The sequence below is a fragment of the Alcaligenes faecalis genome, from assembly GCF_041521385.1.
Lineage (GTDB): Bacteria > Pseudomonadota > Gammaproteobacteria > Burkholderiales > Burkholderiaceae_B > Alcaligenes > Alcaligenes faecalis_E.
Map to the genome: position 1 here is coordinate 978,340 of NZ_CP168006.1, position 17,489 is coordinate 995,828.

Consider the following 17,489-nt stretch of genomic DNA (forward strand, 5'->3'; position numbering starts at 1 on the left):
TAATTGTCCTATTGGCTTCCTATGGTTTGCTCGTTTGCTCGTTTGCTCGTTTGCTCGTTTGCTCGTTTGCTCGTTTGCTCGTTTGCTCGTTTGCTCGTTTGCTCGTTTGCTCGTTTGCTCGTTTGCTCGTTTGCTCGTTTGCTCGTTTGCTCGTTTGCTCGTTTGCTCGTTTGCTCGTTTGCTCGTTTGCTCGTTTGCTCGTTTGCTCGTTTGCTCGTTTGCTCGTTTGCTCGTTTGCTCGTTTGCTCGTTTGCTCGTTTGCTCGTTTGCTCGTTTGCTCGTTTGCTCGTTTGCTCGTTTGCTCGTTTGCTCGTTTGCTCGTTTGCTCGTTTGCTCGTTTGCTCGTTTGCTCGTTTGCTCGTTTGCTCGTTTGCTCGTTTGCTCGTTTGCTCGTTTGCTCGTTTGCTCGTTTGCTCGTTTGCTCGTTTGCTCGTTTGCTCGTTTGCTCGTTTGCTCGTTTGCTCGTTTGCTCGTTTGCTCGTTTGCTCGTTTGCTCGTTTGCTCGTTTGCTCGTTTGCTCGTTTGCTCGTTTGCTCGTTTGCTCGTTTGCTCGTTTGCTCGTTTGCTCGTTTGCTCGTTTGCTCGTTTGCTCGTTTGCTCGTTTGCTCGTTTGCTCGTTTGCTCGTTTGCTCGTTTGCTCGTTTGCTCGTTTGCTCGTTTGCTCGTTTGCTCGTTTGCTCGTTTGCTCGTTTGCTCGTTTGCTCGTTTGCTCGTTTGCTCGTTTGCTCGTTTGCTCGTTTGCTCGTTTGCTCGTTTGCTCGTTTGCTCGTTTGCTCGTTTGCTCGTTTGCTCGTTTGCTCGTTTGCTCGTTTGCTCGTTTGCTCGTTTGCTCGTTTGCTCGTTTGCTCGTTTGCTCGTTTGCTCGTTTGCTCGTTTGCTCGTTTGCTCGTTTGCTCGTTTGCTCGTTTGCTCGTTTGCTCGTTTGCTCGTTTGCTCGTTTGCTCGTTTGCTCGTTTGCTCGTTTGCTCGTTTGCTCGTTTGCTCGTTTGCTCGTTTGCTCGTTTGCTCGTTTGCTCGTTTGCTCGTTTGCTCGTTTGCTCGTTTGCTCGTTTGCTCGTTTGCTCGTTTGCTCGTTTGCTCGTTTGCTCGTTTGCTCGTTTGCTCGTTTGCTCGTTTGCTCGTTTGCTCGTTTGCTCGTTTGCTCGTTTGCTCGTTTGCTCGTTTGCTCGTTTGCTCGTTTGCTCGTTTGCTCGTTTGCTCGTTTGCTCGTTTGCTCGTTTGCTCGTTTGCTCGTTTGCTCGTTTGCTCGTTTGCTCGTTTGCTCGTTTGCTCGTTTGCTCGTTTGCTCGTTTGCTCGTTTGCTCGTTTGCTCGTTTGCTCGTTTGCTCGTTTGCTCGTTTGCTCGTTTGCTCGTTTGCTCGTTTGCTCGTTTGCTCGTTTGCTCGTTTGCTCGTTTGCTCGTTTGCTCGTTTGCTCGTTTGCTCGTTTGCTCGTTTGCTCGTTTGCTCGTTTGCTCGTTTGCTCGTTTGCTCGTTTGCTCGTTTGCTCGTTTGCTCGTTTGCTCGTTTGCTCGTTTGCTCGTTTGCTCGTTTGCTCGTTTGCTCGTTTGCTCGTTTGCTCGTTTGCTCGTTTGCTCGTTTGCTCGTTTGCTCGTTTGCTCGTTTGCTCGTTTGCTCGTTTGCTCGTTTGCTCGTTTGCTCGTTTGCTCGTTTGCTCGTTTGCTCGTTTGCTCGTTTGCTCGTTTGCTCGTTTGCTCGTTTGCTCGTTTGCTCGTTTGCTCGTTTGCTCGTTTGCTCGTTTGCTCGTTTGCTCGTTTGCTCGTTTGCTCGTTTGCTCGTTTGCTCGTTTGCTCGTTTGCTCGTTTGCTCGTTTGCTCGTTTGCTCGTTTGCTCGTTTGCTCGTTTGCTCGTTTGCTCGTTTGCTCGTTTGCTCGTTTGCTCGTTTGCTCGTTTGCTCGTTTGCTCGTTTGCTCGTTTGCTCGTTTGCTCGTTTGCTCGTTTGCTCGTTTGCTCGTTTGCTCGTTTGCTCGTTTGCTCGTTTGCTCGTTTGCTCGTTTGCTCGTTTGCTCGTTTGCTCGTTTGCTCGTTTGCTCGTTTGCTCGTTTGCTCGTTTGCTCGTTTGCTCGTTTGCTCGTTTGCTCGTTTGCTCGTTTGCTCGTTTGCTCGTTTGCTCGTTTGCTCGTTTGCTCGTTTGCTCGTTTGCTCGTTTGCTCGTTTGCTCGTTTGCTCGTTTGCTCGTTTGCTCGTTTGCTCGTTTGCTCGTTTGCTCGTTTGCTCGTTTGCTCGTTTGCTCGTTTGCTCGTTTGCTCGTTTGCTCGTTTGCTCGTTTGCTCGTTTGCTCGTTTGCTCGTTTGCTCGTTTGCTCGTTTGCTCGTTTGCTCGTTTGCTCGTTTGCTCGTTTGCTCGTTTGCTCGTTTGCTCGTTTGCTCGTTTGCTCGTTTGCTCGTTTGCTCGTTTGCTCGTTTGCTCGTTTGCTCGTTTGCTCGTTTGCTCGTTTGCTCGTTTGCTCGTTTGCTCGTTTGCTCGTTTGCTCGTTTGCTCGTTTGCTCGTTTGCTCGTTTGCTCGTTTGCTCGTTTGCTCGTTTGCTCGTTTGCTCGTTTGCTCGTTTGCTCGTTTGCTCGTTTGCTCGTTTGCTCGTTTGCTCGTTTGCTCGTTTGCTCGTTTGCTCGTTTGCTCGTTTGCTCGTTTGCTCGTTTGCTCGTTTGCTCGTTTGCTCGTTTGCTCGTTTGCTCGTTTGCTCGTTTGCTCGTTTGCTCGTTTGCTCGTTTGCTCGTTTGCTCGTTTGCTCGTTTGCTCGTTTGCTCGTTTGCTCGTTTGCTCGTTTGCTCGTTTGCTCGTTTGCTCGTTTGCTCGTTTGCTCGTTTGCTCGTTTGCTCGTTTGCTCGTTTGCTCGTTTGCTCGTTTGCTCGTTTGCTCGTTTGCTCGTTTGCTCGTTTGCTCGTTTGCTCGTTTGCTCGTTTGCTCGTTTGCTCGTTTGCTCGTTTGCTCGTTTGCTCGTTTGCTCGTTTGCTCGTTTGCTCGTTTGCTCGTTTGCTCGTTTGCTCGTTTGCTCGTTTGCTCGTTTGCTCGTTTGCTCGTTTGCTCGTTTGCTCGTTTGCTCGTTTGCTCGTTTGCTCGTTTGCTCGTTTGCTCGTTTGCTCGTTTGCTCGTTTGCTCGTTTGCTCGTTTGCTCGTTTGCTCGTTTGCTCGTTTGCTCGTTTGCTCGTTTGCTCGTTTGCTCGTTTGCTCGTTTGCTCGTTTGCTCGTTTGCTCGTTTGCTCGTTTGCTCGTTTGCTCGTTTGCTCGTTTGCTCGTTTGCTCGTTTGCTCGTTTGCTCGTTTGCTCGTTTGCTCGTTTGCTCGTTTGCTCGTTTGCTCGTTTGCTCGTTTGCTCGTTTGCTCGTTTGCTCGTTTGCTCGTTTGCTCGTTTGCTCGTTTGCTCGTTTGCTCGTTTGCTCGTTTGCTCGTTTGCTCGTTTGCTCGTTTGCTCGTTTGCTCGTTTGCTCGTTTGCTCGTTTGCTCGTTTGCTCGTTTGCTCGTTTGCTCGTTTGCTCGTTTGCTCGTTTGCTCGTTTGCTCGTTTGCTCGTTTGCTCGTTTGCTCGTTTGCTCGTTTGCTCGTTTGCTCGTTTGCTCGTTTGCTCGTTTGCTCGTTTGCTCGTTTGCTCGTTTGCTCGTTTGCTCGTTTGCTCGTTTGCTCGTTTGCTCGTTTGCTCGTTTGCTCGTTTGCTCGTTTGCTCGTTTGCTCGTTTGCTCGTTTGCTCGTTTGCTCGTTTGCTCGTTTGCTCGTTTGCTCGTTTGCTCGTTTGCTCGTTTGCTCGTTTGCTCGTTTGCTCGTTTGCTCGTTTGCTCGTTTGCTCGTTTGCTCGTTTGCTCGTTTGCTCGTTTGCTCGTTTGCTCGTTTGCTCGTTTGCTCGTTTGCTCGTTTGCTCGTTTGCTCGTTTGCTCGTTTGCTCGTTTGCTCGTTTGCTCGTTTGCTCGTTTGCTCGTTTGCTCGTTTGCTCGTTTGCTCGTTTGCTCGTTTGCTCGTTTGCTCGTTTGCTCGTTTGCTCGTTTGCTCGTTTGCTCGTTTGCTCGTTTGCTCGTTTGCTCGTTTGCTCGTTTGCTCGTTTGCTCGTTTGCTCGTTTGCTCGTTTGCTCGTTTGCTCGTTTGCTCGTTTGCTCGTTTGCTCGTTTGCTCGTTTGCTCGTTTGCTCGTTTGCTCGTTTGCTCGTTTGCTCGTTTGCTCGTTTGCTCGTTTGCTCGTTTGCTCGTTTGCTCGTTTGCTCGTTTGCTCGTTTGCTCGTTTGCTCGTTTGCTCGTTTGCTCGTTTGCTCGTTTGCTCGTTTGCTCGTTTGCTCGTTTGCTCGTTTGCTCGTTTGCTCGTTTGCTCGTTTGCTCGTTTGCTCGTTTGCTCGTTTGCTCGTTTGCTCGTTTGCTCGTTTGCTCGTTTGCTCGTTTGCTCGTTTGCTCGTTTGCTCGTTTGCTCGTTTGCTCGTTTGCTCGTTTGCTCGTTTGCTCGTTTGCTCGTTTGCTCGTTTGCTCGTTTGCTCGTTTGCTCGTTTGCTCGTTTGCTCGTTTGCTCGTTTGCTCGTTTGCTCGTTTGCTCGTTTGCTCGTTTGCTCGTTTGCTCGTTTGCTCGTTTGCTCGTTTGCTCGTTTGCTCGTTTGCTCGTTTGCTCGTTTGCTCGTTTGCTCGTTTGCTCGTTTGCTCGTTTGCTCGTTTGCTCGTTTGCTCGTTTGCTCGTTTGCTCGTTTGCTCGTTTGCTCGTTTGCTCGTTTGCTCGTTTGCTCGTTTGCTCGTTTGCTCGTTTGCTCGTTTGCTCGTTTGCTCGTTTGCTCGTTTGCTCGTTTGCTCGTTTGCTCGTTTGCTCGTTTGCTCGTTTGCTCGTTTGCTCGTTTGCTCGTTTGCTCGTTTGCTCGTTTGCTCGTTTGCTCGTTTGCTCGTTTGCTCGTTTGCTCGTTTGCTCGTTTGCTCGTTTGCTCGTTTGCTCGTTTGCTCGTTTGCTCGTTTGCTCGTTTGCTCGTTTGCTCGTTTGCTCGTTTGCTCGTTTGCTCGTTTGCTCGTTTGCTCGTTTGCTCGTTTGCTCGTTTGCTCGTTTGCTCGTTTGCTCGTTTGCTCGTTTGCTCGTTTGCTCGTTTGCTCGTTTGCTCGTTTGCTCGTTTGCTCGTTTGCTCGTTTGCTCGTTTGCTCGTTTGCTCGTTTGCTCGTTTGCTCGTTTGCTCGTTTGCTCGTTTGCTCGTTTGCTCGTTTGCTCGTTTGCTCGTTTGCTCGTTTGCTCGTTTGCTCGTTTGCTCGTTTGCTCGTTTGCTCGTTTGCTCGTTTGCTCGTTTGCTCGTTTGCTCGTTTGCTCGTTTGCTCGTTTGCTCGTTTGCTCGTTTGCTCGTTTGCTCGTTTGCTCGTTTGCTCGTTTGCTCGTTTGCTCGTTTGCTCGTTTGCTCGTTTGCTCGTTTGCTCGTTTGCTCGTTTGCTCGTTTGCTCGTTTGCTCGTTTGCTCGTTTGCTCGTTTGCTCGTTTGCTCGTTTGCTCGTTTGCTCGTTTGCTCGTTTGCTCGTTTGCTCGTTTGCTCGTTTGCTCGTTTGCTCGTTTGCTCGTTTGCTCGTTTGCTCGTTTGCTCGTTTGCTCGTTTGCTCGTTTGCTCGTTTGCTCGTTTGCTCGTTTGCTCGTTTGCTCGTTTGCTCGTTTGCTCGTTTGCTCGTTTGCTCGTTTGCTCGTTTGCTCGTTTGCTCGTTTGCTCGTTTGCTCGTTTGCTCGTTTGCTCGTTTGCTCGTTTGCTCGTTTGCTCGTTTGCTCGTTTGCTCGTTTGCTCGTTTGCTCGTTTGCTCGTTTGCTCGTTTGCTCGTTTGCTCGTTTGCTCGTTTGCTCGTTTGCTCGTTTGCTCGTTTGCTCGTTTGCTCGTTTGCTCGTTTGCTCGTTTGCTCGTTTGCTCGTTTGCTCGTTTGCTCGTTTGCTCGTTTGCTCGTTTGCTCGTTTGCTCGTTTGCTCGTTTGCTCGTTTGCTCGTTTGCTCGTTTGCTCGTTTGCTCGTTTGCTCGTTTGCTCGTTTGCTCGTTTGCTCGTTTGCTCGTTTGCTCGTTTGCTCGTTTGCTCGTTTGCTCGTTTGCTCGTTTGCTCGTTTGCTCGTTTGCTCGTTTGCTCGTTTGCTCGTTTGCTCGTTTGCTCGTTTGCTCGTTTGCTCGTTTGCTCGTTTGCTCGTTTGCTCGTTTGCTCGTTTGCTCGTTTGCTCGTTTGCTCGTTTGCTCGTTTGCTCGTTTGCTCGTTTGCTCGTTTGCTCGTTTGCTCGTTTGCTCGTTTGCTCGTTTGCTCGTTTGCTCGTTTGCTCGTTTGCTCGTTTGCTCGTTTGCTCGTTTGCTCGTTTGCTCGTTTGCTCGTTTGCTCGTTTGCTCGTTTGCTCGTTTGCTCGTTTGCTCGTTTGCTCGTTTGCTCGTTTGCTCGTTTGCTCGTTTGCTCGTTTGCTCGTTTGCTCGTTTGCTCGTTTGCTCGTTTGCTCGTTTGCTCGTTTGCTCGTTTGCTCGTTTGCTCGTTTGCTCGTTTGCTCGTTTGCTCGTTTGCTCGTTTGCTCGTTTGCTCGTTTGCTCGTTTGCTCGTTTGCTCGTTTGCTCGTTTGCTCGTTTGCTCGTTTGCTCGTTTGCTCGTTTGCTCGTTTGCTCGTTTGCTCGTTTGCTCGTTTGCTCGTTTGCTCGTTTGCTCGTTTGCTCGTTTGCTCGTTTGCTCGTTTGCTCGTTTGCTCGTTTGCTCGTTTGCTCGTTTGCTCGTTTGCTCGTTTGCTCGTTTGCTCGTTTGCTCGTTTGCTCGTTTGCTCGTTTGCTCGTTTGCTCGTTTGCTCGTTTGCTCGTTTGCTCGTTTGCTCGTTTGCTCGTTTGCTCGTTTGCTCGTTTGCTCGTTTGCTCGTTTGCTCGTTTGCTCGTTTGCTCGTTTGCTCGTTTGCTCGTTTGCTCGTTTGCTCGTTTGCTCGTTTGCTCGTTTGCTCGTTTGCTCGTTTGCTCGTTTGCTCGTTTGCTCGTTTGCTCGTTTGCTCGTTTGCTCGTTTGCTCGTTTGCTCGTTTGCTCGTTTGCTCGTTTGCTCGTTTGCTCGTTTGCTCGTTTGCTCGTTTGCTCGTTTGCTCGTTTGCTCGTTTGCTCGTTTGCTCGTTTGCTCGTTTGCTCGTTTGCTCGTTTGCTCGTTTGCTCGTTTGCTCGTTTGCTCGTTTGCTCGTTTGCTCGTTTGCTCGTTTGCTCGTTTGCTCGTTTGCTCGTTTGCTCGTTTGCTCGTTTGCTCGTTTGCTCGTTTGCTCGTTTGCTCGTTTGCTCGTTTGCTCGTTTGCTCGTTTGCTCGTTTGCTCGTTTGCTCGTTTGCTCGTTTGCTCGTTTGCTCGTTTGCTCGTTTGCTCGTTTGCTCGTTTGCTCGTTTGCTCGTTTGCTCGTTTGCTCGTTTGCTCGTTTGCTCGTTTGCTCGTTTGCTCGTTTGCTCGTTTGCTCGTTTGCTCGTTTGCTCGTTTGCTCGTTTGCTCGTTTGCTCGTTTGCTCGTTTGCTCGTTTGCTCGTTTGCTCGTTTGCTCGTTTGCTCGTTTGCTCGTTTGCTCGTTTGCTCGTTTGCTCGTTTGCTCGTTTGCTCGTTTGCTCGTTTGCTCGTTTGCTCGTTTGCTCGTTTGCTCGTTTGCTCGTTTGCTCGTTTGCTCGTTTGCTCGTTTGCTCGTTTGCTCGTTTGCTCGTTTGCTCGTTTGCTCGTTTGCTCGTTTGCTCGTTTGCTCGTTTGCTCGTTTGCTCGTTTGCTCGTTTGCTCGTTTGCTCGTTTGCTCGTTTGCTCGTTTGCTCGTTTGCTCGTTTGCTCGTTTGCTCGTTTGCTCGTTTGCTCGTTTGCTCGTTTGCTCGTTTGCTCGTTTGCTCGTTTGCTCGTTTGCTCGTTTGCTCGTTTGCTCGTTTGCTCGTTTGCTCGTTTGCTCGTTTGCTCGTTTGCTCGTTTGCTCGTTTGCTCGTTTGCTCGTTTGCTCGTTTGCTCGTTTGCTCGTTTGCTCGTTTGCTCGTTTGCTCGTTTGCTCGTTTGCTCGTTTGCTCGTTTGCTCGTTTGCTCGTTTGCTCGTTTGCTCGTTTGCTCGTTTGCTCGTTTGCTCGTTTGCTCGTTTGCTCGTTTGCTCGTTTGCTCGTTTGCTCGTTTGCTCGTTTGCTCGTTTGCTCGTTTGCTCGTTTGCTCGTTTGCTCGTTTGCTCGTTTGCTCGTTTGCTCGTTTGCTCGTTTGCTCGTTTGCTCGTTTGCTCGTTTGCTCGTTTGCTCGTTTGCTCGTTTGCTCGTTTGCTCGTTTGCTCGTTTGCTCGTTTGCTCGTTTGCTCGTTTGCTCGTTTGCTCGTTTGCTCGTTTGCTCGTTTGCTCGTTTGCTCGTTTGCTCGTTTGCTCGTTTGCTCGTTTGCTCGTTTGCTCGTTTGCTCGTTTGCTCGTTTGCTCGTTTGCTCGTTTGCTCGTTTGCTCGTTTGCTCGTTTGCTCGTTTGCTCGTTTGCTCGTTTGCTCGTTTGCTCGTTTGCTCGTTTGCTCGTTTGCTCGTTTGCTCGTTTGCTCGTTTGCTCGTTTGCTCGTTTGCTCGTTTGCTCGTTTGCTCGTTTGCTCGTTTGCTCGTTTGCTCGTTTGCTCGTTTGCTCGTTTGCTCGTTTGCTCGTTTGCTCGTTTGCTCGTTTGCTCGTTTGCTCGTTTGCTCGTTTGCTCGTTTGCTCGTTTGCTCGTTTGCTCGTTTGCTCGTTTGCTCGTTTGCTCGTTTGCTCGTTTGCTCGTTTGCTCGTTTGCTCGTTTGCTCGTTTGCTCGTTTGCTCGTTTGCTCGTTTGCTCGTTTGCTCGTTTGCTCGTTTGCTCGTTTGCTCGTTTGCTCGTTTGCTCGTTTGCTCGTTTGCTCGTTTGCTCGTTTGCTCGTTTGCTCGTTTGCTCGTTTGCTCGTTTGCTCGTTTGCTCGTTTGCTCGTTTGCTCGTTTGCTCGTTTGCTCGTTTGCTCGTTTGCTCGTTTGCTCGTTTGCTCGTTTGCTCGTTTGCTCGTTTGCTCGTTTGCTCGTTTGCTCGTTTGCTCGTTTGCTCGTTTGCTCGTTTGCTCGTTTGCTCGTTTGCTCGTTTGCTCGTTTGCTCGTTTGCTCGTTTGCTCGTTTGCTCGTTTGCTCGTTTGCTCGTTTGCTCGTTTGCTCGTTTGCTCGTTTGCTCGTTTGCTCGTTTGCTCGTTTGCTCGTTTGCTCGTTTGCTCGTTTGCTCGTTTGCTCGTTTGCTCGTTTGCTCGTTTGCTCGTTTGCTCGTTTGCTCGTTTGCTCGTTTGCTCGTTTGCTCGTTTGCTCGTTTGCTCGTTTGCTCGTTTGCTCGTTTGCTCGTTTGCTCGTTTGCTCGTTTGCTCGTTTGCTCGTTTGCTCGTTTGCTCGTTTGCTCGTTTGCTCGTTTGCTCGTTTGCTCGTTTGCTCGTTTGCTCGTTTGCTCGTTTGCTCGTTTGCTCGTTTGCTCGTTTGCTCGTTTGCTCGTTTGCTCGTTTGCTCGTTTGCTCGTTTGCTCGTTTGCTCGTTTGCTCGTTTGCTCGTTTGCTCGTTTGCTCGTTTGCTCGTTTGCTCGTTTGCTCGTTTGCTCGTTTGCTCGTTTGCTCGTTTGCTCGTTTGCTCGTTTGCTCGTTTGCTCGTTTGCTCGTTTGCTCGTTTGCTCGTTTGCTCGTTTGCTCGTTTGCTCGTTTGCTCGTTTGCTCGTTTGCTCGTTTGCTCGTTTGCTCGTTTGCTCGTTTGCTCGTTTGCTCGTTTGCTCGTTTGCTCGTTTGCTCGTTTGCTCGTTTGCTCGTTTGCTCGTTTGCTCGTTTGCTCGTTTGCTCGTTTGCTCGTTTGCTCGTTTGCTCGTTTGCTCGTTTGCTCGTTTGCTCGTTTGCTCGTTTGCTCGTTTGCTCGTTTGCTCGTTTGCTCGTTTGCTCGTTTGCTCGTTTGCTCGTTTGCTCGTTTGCTCGTTTGCTCGTTTGCTCGTTTGCTCGTTTGCTCGTTTGCTCGTTTGCTCGTTTGCTCGTTTGCTCGTTTGCTCGTTTGCTCGTTTGCTCGTTTGCTCGTTTGCTCGTTTGCTCGTTTGCTCGTTTGCTCGTTTGCTCGTTTGCTCGTTTGCTCGTTTGCTCGTTTGCTCGTTTGCTCGTTTGCTCGTTTGCTCGTTTGCTCGTTTGCTCGTTTGCTCGTTTGCTCGTTTGCTCGTTTGCTCGTTTGCTCGTTTGCTCGTTTGCTCGTTTGCTCGTTTGCTCGTTTGCTCGTTTGCTCGTTTGCTCGTTTGCTCGTTTGCTCGTTTGCTCGTTTGCTCGTTTGCTCGTTTGCTCGTTTGCTCGTTTGCTCGTTTGCTCGTTTGCTCGTTTGCTCGTTTGCTCGTTTGCTCGTTTGCTCGTTTGCTCGTTTGCTCGTTTGCTCGTTTGCTCGTTTGCTCGTTTGCTCGTTTGCTCGTTTGCTCGTTTGCTCGTTTGCTCGTTTGCTCGTTTGCTCGTTTGCTCGTTTGCTCGTTTGCTCGTTTGCTCGTTTGCTCGTTTGCTCGTTTGCTCGTTTGCTCGTTTGCTCGTTTGCTCGTTTGCTCGTTTGCTCGTTTGCTCGTTTGCTCGTTTGCTCGTTTGCTCGTTTGCTCGTTTGCTCGTTTGCTCGTTTGCTCGTTTGCTCGTTTGCTCGTTTGCTCGTTTGCTCGTTTGCTCGTTTGCTCGTTTGCTCGTTTGCTCGTTTGCTCGTTTGCTCGTTTGCTCGTTTGCTCGTTTGCTCGTTTGCTCGTTTGCTCGTTTGCTCGTTTGCTCGTTTGCTCGTTTGCTCGTTTGCTCGTTTGCTCGTTTGCTCGTTTGCTCGTTTGCTCGTTTGCTCGTTTGCTCGTTTGCTCGTTTGCTCGTTTGCTCGTTTGCTCGTTTGCTCGTTTGCTCGTTTGCTCGTTTGCTCGTTTGCTCGTTTGCTCGTTTGCTCGTTTGCTCGTTTGCTCGTTTGCTCGTTTGCTCGTTTGCTCGTTTGCTCGTTTGCTCGTTTGCTCGTTTGCTCGTTTGCTCGTTTGCTCGTTTGCTCGTTTGCTCGTTTGCTCGTTTGCTCGTTTGCTCGTTTGCTCGTTTGCTCGTTTGCTCGTTTGCTCGTTTGCTCGTTTGCTCGTTTGCTCGTTTGCTCGTTTGCTCGTTTGCTCGTTTGCTCGTTTGCTCGTTTGCTCGTTTGCTCGTTTGCTCGTTTGCTCGTTTGCTCGTTTGCTCGTTTGCTCGTTTGCTCGTTTGCTCGTTTGCTCGTTTGCTCGTTTGCTCGTTTGCTCGTTTGCTCGTTTGCTCGTTTGCTCGTTTGCTCGTTTGCTCGTTTGCTCGTTTGCTCGTTTGCTCGTTTGCTCGTTTGCTCGTTTGCTCGTTTGCTCGTTTGCTCGTTTGCTCGTTTGCTCGTTTGCTCGTTTGCTCGTTTGCTCGTTTGCTCGTTTGCTCGTTTGCTCGTTTGCTCGTTTGCTCGTTTGCTCGTTTGCTCGTTTGCTCGTTTGCTCGTTTGCTCGTTTGCTCGTTTGCTCGTTTGCTCGTTTGCTCGTTTGCTCGTTTGCTCGTTTGCTCGTTTGCTCGTTTGCTCGTTTGCTCGTTTGCTCGTTTGCTCGTTTGCTCGTTTGCTCGTTTGCTCGTTTGCTCGTTTGCTCGTTTGCTCGTTTGCTCGTTTGCTCGTTTGCTCGTTTGCTCGTTTGCTCGTTTGCTCGTTTGCTCGTTTGCTCGTTTGCTCGTTTGCTCGTTTGCTCGTTTGCTCGTTTGCTCGTTTGCTCGTTTGCTCGTTTGCTCGTTTGCTCGTTTGCTCGTTTGCTCGTTTGCTCGTTTGCTCGTTTGCTCGTTTGCTCGTTTGCTCGTTTGCTCGTTTGCTCGTTTGCTCGTTTGCTCGTTTGCTCGTTTGCTCGTTTGCTCGTTTGCTCGTTTGCTCGTTTGCTCGTTTGCTCGTTTGCTCGTTTGCTCGTTTGCTCGTTTGCTCGTTTGCTCGTTTGCTCGTTTGCTCGTTTGCTCGTTTGCTCGTTTGCTCGTTTGCTCGTTTGCTCGTTTGCTCGTTTGCTCGTTTGCTCGTTTGCTCGTTTGCTCGTTTGCTCGTTTGCTCGTTTGCTCGTTTGCTCGTTTGCTCGTTTGCTCGTTTGCTCGTTTGCTCGTTTGCTCGTTTGCTCGTTTGCTCGTTTGCTCGTTTGCTCGTTTGCTCGTTTGCTCGTTTGCTCGTTTGCTCGTTTGCTCGTTTGCTCGTTTGCTCGTTTGCTCGTTTGCTCGTTTGCTCGTTTGCTCGTTTGCTCGTTTGCTCGTTTGCTCGTTTGCTCGTTTGCTCGTTTGCTCGTTTGCTCGTTTGCTCGTTTGCTCGTTTGCTCGTTTGCTCGTTTGCTCGTTTGCTCGTTTGCTCGTTTGCTCGTTTGCTCGTTTGCTCGTTTGCTCGTTTGCTCGTTTGCTCGTTTGCTCGTTTGCTCGTTTGCTCGTTTGCTCGTTTGCTCGTTTGCTCGTTTGCTCGTTTGCTCGTTTGCTCGTTTGCTCGTTTGCTCGTTTGCTCGTTTGCTCGTTTGCTCGTTTGCTCGTTTGCTCGTTTGCTCGTTTGCTCGTTTGCTCGTTTGCTCGTTTGCTCGTTTGCTCGTTTGCTCGTTTGCTCGTTTGCTCGTTTGCTCGTTTGCTCGTTTGCTCGTTTGCTCGTTTGCTCGTTTGCTCGTTTGCTCGTTTGCTCGTTTGCTCGTTTGCTCGTTTGCTCGTTTGCTCGTTTGCTCGTTTGCTCGTTTGCTCGTTTGCTCGTTTGCTCGTTTGCTCGTTTGCTCGTTTGCTCGTTTGCTCGTTTGCTCGTTTGCTCGTTTGCTCGTTTGCTCGTTTGCTCGTTTGCTCGTTTGCTCGTTTGCTCGTTTGCTCGTTTGCTCGTTTGCTCGTTTGCTCGTTTGCTCGTTTGCTCGTTTGCTCGTTTGCTCGTTTGCTCGTTTGCTCGTTTGCTCGTTTGCTCGTTTGCTCGTTTGCTCGTTTGCTCGTTTGCTCGTTTGCTCGTTTGCTCGTTTGCTCGTTTGCTCGTTTGCTCGTTTGCTCGTTTGCTCGTTTGCTCGTTTGCTCGTTTGCTCGTTTGCTCGTTTGCTCGTTTGCTCGTTTGCTCGTTTGCTCGTTTGCTCGTTTGCTCGTTTGCTCGTTTGCTCGTTTGCTCGTTTGCTCGTTTGCTCGTTTGCTCGTTTGCTCGTTTGCTCGTTTGCTCGTTTGCTCGTTTGCTCGTTTGCTCGTTTGCTCGTTTGCTCGTTTGCTCGTTTGCTCGTTTGCTCGTTTGCTCGTTTGCTCGTTTGCTCGTTTGCTCGTTTGCTCGTTTGCTCGTTTGCTCGTTTGCTCGTTTGCTCGTTTGCTCGTTTGCTCGTTTGCTCGTTTGCTCGTTTGCTCGTTTGCTCGTTTGCTCGTTTGCTCGTTTGCTCGTTTGCTCGTTTGCTCGTTTGCTCGTTTGCTCGTTTGCTCGTTTGCTCGTTTGCTCGTTTGCTCGTTTGCTCGTTTGCTCGTTTGCTCGTTTGCTCGTTTGCTCGTTTGCTCGTTTGCTCGTTTGCTCGTTTGCTCGTTTGCTCGTTTGCTCGTTTGCTCGTTTGCTCGTTTGCTCGTTTGCTCGTTTGCTCGTTTGCTCGTTTGCTCGTTTGCTCGTTTGCTCGTTTGCTCGTTTGCTCGTTTGCTCGTTTGCTCGTTTGCTCGTTTGCTCGTTTGCTCGTTTGCTCGTTTGCTCGTTTGCTCGTTTGCTCGTTTGCTCGTTTGCTCGTTTGCTCGTTTGCTCGTTTGCTCGTTTGCTCGTTTGCTCGTTTGCTCGTTTGCTCGTTTGCTCGTTTGCTCGTTTGCTCGTTTGCTCGTTTGCTCGTTTGCTCGTTTGCTCGTTTGCTCGTTTGCTCGTTTGCTCGTTTGCTCGTTTGCTCGTTTGCTCGTTTGCTCGTTTGCTCGTTTGCTCGTTTGCTCGTTTGCTCGTTTGCTCGTTTGCTCGTTTGCTCGTTTGCTCGTTTGCTCGTTTGCTCGTTTGCTCGTTTGCTCGTTTGCTCGTTTGCTCGTTTGCTCGTTTGCTCGTTTGCTCGTTTGCTCGTTTGCTCGTTTGCTCGTTTGCTCGTTTGCTCGTTTGCTCGTTTGCTCGTTTGCTCGTTTGCTCGTTTGCTCGTTTGCTCGTTTGCTCGTTTGCTCGTTTGCTCGTTTGCTCGTTTGCTCGTTTGCTCGTTTGCTCGTTTGCTCGTTTGCTCGTTTGCTCGTTTGCTCGTTTGCTCGTTTGCTCGTTTGCTCGTTTGCTCGTTTGCTCGTTTGCTCGTTTGCTCGTTTGCTCGTTTGCTCGTTTGCTCGTTTGCTCGTTTGCTCGTTTGCTCGTTTGCTCGTTTGCTCGTTTGCTCGTTTGCTCGTTTGCTCGTTTGCTCGTTTGCTCGTTTGCTCGTTTGCTCGTTTGCTCGTTTGCTCGTTTGCTCGTTTGCTCGTTTGCTCGTTTGCTCGTTTGCTCGTTTGCTCGTTTGCTCGTTTGCTCGTTTGCTCGTTTGCTCGTTTGCTCGTTTGCTCGTTTGCTCGTTTGCTCGTTTGCTCGTTTGCTCGTTTGCTCGTTTGCTCGTTTGCTCGTTTGCTCGTTTGCTCGTTTGCTCGTTTGCTCGTTTGCTCGTTTGCTCGTTTGCTCGTTTGCTCGTTTGCTCGTTTGCTCGTTTGCTCGTTTGCTCGTTTGCTCGTTTGCTCGTTTGCTCGTTTGCTCGTTTGCTCGTTTGCTCGTTTGCTCGTTTGCTCGTTTGCTCGTTTGCTCGTTTGCTCGTTTGCTCGTTTGCTCGTTTGCTCGTTTGCTCGTTTGCTCGTTTGCTCGTTTGCTCGTTTGCTCGTTTGCTCGTTTGCTCGTTTGCTCGTTTGCTCGTTTGCTCGTTTGCTCGTTTGCTCGTTTGCTCGTTTGCTCGTTTGCTCGTTTGCTCGTTTGCTCGTTTGCTCGTTTGCTCGTTTGCTCGTTTGCTCGTTTGCTCGTTTGCTCGTTTGCTCGTTTGCTCGTTTGCTCGTTTGCTCGTTTGCTCGTTTGCTCGTTTGCTCGTTTGCTCGTTTGCTCGTTTGCTCGTTTGCTCGTTTGCTCGTTTGCTCGTTTGCTCGTTTGCTCGTTTGCTCGTTTGCTCGTTTGCTCGTTTGCTCGTTTGCTCGTTTGCTCGTTTGCTCGTTTGCTCGTTTGCTCGTTTGCTCGTTTGCTCGTTTGCTCGTTTGCTCGTTTGCTCGTTTGCTCGTTTGCTCGTTTGCTCGTTTGCTCGTTTGCTCGTTTGCTCGTTTGCTCGTTTGCTCGTTTGCTCGTTTGCTCGTTTGCTCGTTTGCTCGTTTGCTCGTTTGCTCGTTTGCTCGTTTGCTCGTTTGCTCGTTTGCTCGTTTGCTCGTTTGCTCGTTTGCTCGTTTGCTCGTTTGCTCGTTTGCTCGTTTGCTCGTTTGCTCGTTTGCTCGTTTGCTCGTTTGCTCGTTTGCTCGTTTGCTCGTTTGCTCGTTTGCTCGTTTGCTCGTTTGCTCGTTTGCTCGTTTGCTCGTTTGCTCGTTTGCTCGTTTGCTCGTTTGCTCGTTTGCTCGTTTGCTCGTTTGCTCGTTTGCTCGTTTGCTCGTTTGCTCGTTTGCTCGTTTGCTCGTTTGCTCGTTTGCTCGTTTGCTCGTTTGCTCGTTTGCTCGTTTGCTCGTTTGCTCGTTTGCTCGTTTGCTCGTTTGCTCGTTTGCTCGTTTGCTCGTTTGCTCGTTTGCTCGTTTGCTCGTTTGCTCGTTTGCTCGTTTGCTCGTTTGCTCGTTTGCTCGTTTGCTCGTTTGCTCGTTTGCTCGTTTGCTCGTTTGCTCGTTTGCTCGTTTGCTCGTTTGCTCGTTTGCTCGTTTGCTCGTTTGCTCGTTTGCTCGTTTGCTCGTTTGCTCGTTTGCTCGTTTGCTCGTTTGCTCGTTTGCTCGTTTGCTCGTTTGCTCGTTTGCTCGTTTGCTCGTTTGCTCGTTTGCTCGTTTGCTCGTTTGCTCGTTTGCTCGTTTGCTCGTTTGCTCGTTTGCTCGTTTGCTCGTTTGCTCGTTTGCTCGTTTGCTCGTTTGCTCGTTTGCTCGTTTGCTCGTTTGCTCGTTTGCTCGTTTGCTCGTTTGCTCGTTTGCTCGTTTGCTCGTTTGCTCGTTTGCTCGTTTGCTCGTTTGCTCGTTTGCTCGTTTGCTCGTTTGCTCGTTTGCTCGTTTGCTCGTTTGCTCGTTTGCTCGTTTGCTCGTTTGCTCGTTTGCTCGTTTGCTCGTTTGCTCGTTTGCTCGTTTGCTCGTTTGCTCGTTTGCTCGTTTGCTCGTTTGCTCGTTTGCTCGTTTGCTCGTTTGCTCGTTTGCTCGTTTGCTCGTTTGCTCGTTTGCTCGTTTGCTCGTTTGCTCGTTTGCTCGTTTGCTCGTTTGCTCGTTTGCTCGTTTGCTCGTTTGCTCGTTTGCTCGTTTGCTCGTTTGCTCGTTTGCTCGTTTGCTCGTTTGCTCGTTTGCTCGTTTGCTCGTTTGCTCGTTTGCTCGTTTGCTCGTTTGCTCGTTTGCTCGTTTGCTCGTTTGCTCGTTTGCTCGTTTGCTCGTTTGCTCGTTTGCTCGTTTGCTCGTTTGCTCGTTTGCTCGTTTGCTCGTTTGCTCGTTTGCTCGTTTGCTCGTTTGCTCGTTTGCTCGTTTGCTCGTTTGCTCGTTTGCTCGTTTGCTCGTTTGCTCGTTTGCTCGTTTGCTCGTTTGCTCGTTTGCTCGTTTGCTCGTTTGCTCGTTTGCTCGTTTGCTCGTTTGCTCGTTTGCTCGTTTGCTCGTTTGCTCGTTTGCTCGTTTGCTCGTTTGCTCGTTTGCTCGTTTGCTCGTTTGCTCGTTTGCTCGTTTGCTCGTTTGCTCGTTTGCTCGTTTGCTCGTTTGCTCGTTTGCTCGTTTGCTCGTTTGCTCGTTTGCTCGTTTGCTCGTTTGCTCGTTTGCTCGTTTGCTCGTTTGCTCGTTTGCTCGTTTGCTCGTTTGCTCGTTTGCTCGTTTGCTCGTTTGCTCGTTTGCTCGTTTGCTCGTTTGCTCGTTTGCTCGTTTGCTCGTTTGCTCGTTTGCTCGTTTGCTCGTTTGCTCGTTTGCTCGTTTGCTCGTTTGCTCGTTTGCTCGTTTGCTCGTTTGCTCGTTTGCTCGTTTGCTCGTTTGCTCGTTTGCTCGTTTGCTCGTTTGCTCGTTTGCTCGTTTGCTCGTTTGCTCGTTTGCTCGTTTGCTCGTTTGCTCGTTTGCTCGTTTGCTCGTTTGCTCGTTTGCTCGTTTGCTCGTTTGCTCGTTTGCTCGTTTGCTCGTTTGCTCGTTTGCTCGTTTGCTCGTTTGCTCGTTTGCTCGTTTGCTCGTTTGCTCGTTTGCTCGTTTGCTCGTTTGCTCGTTTGCTCGTTTGCTCGTTTGCTCGTTTGCTCGTTTGCTCGTTTGCTCGTTTGCTCGTTTGCTCGTTTGCTCGTTTGCTCGTTTGCTCGTTTGCTCGTTTGCTCGTTTGCTCGTTTGCTCGTTTGCTCGTTTGCTCGTTTGCTCGTTTGCTCGTTTGCTCGTTTGCTCGTTTGCTCGTTTGCTCGTTTGCTCGTTTGCTCGTTTGCTCGTTTGCTCGTTTGCTCGTTTGCTCGTTTGCTCGTTTGCTCGTTTGCTCGTTTGCTCGTTTGCTCGTTTGCTCGTTTGCTCGTTTGCTCGTTTGCTCGTTTGCTCGTTTGCTCGTTTGCTCGTTTGCTCGTTTGCTCGTTTGCTCGTTTGCTCG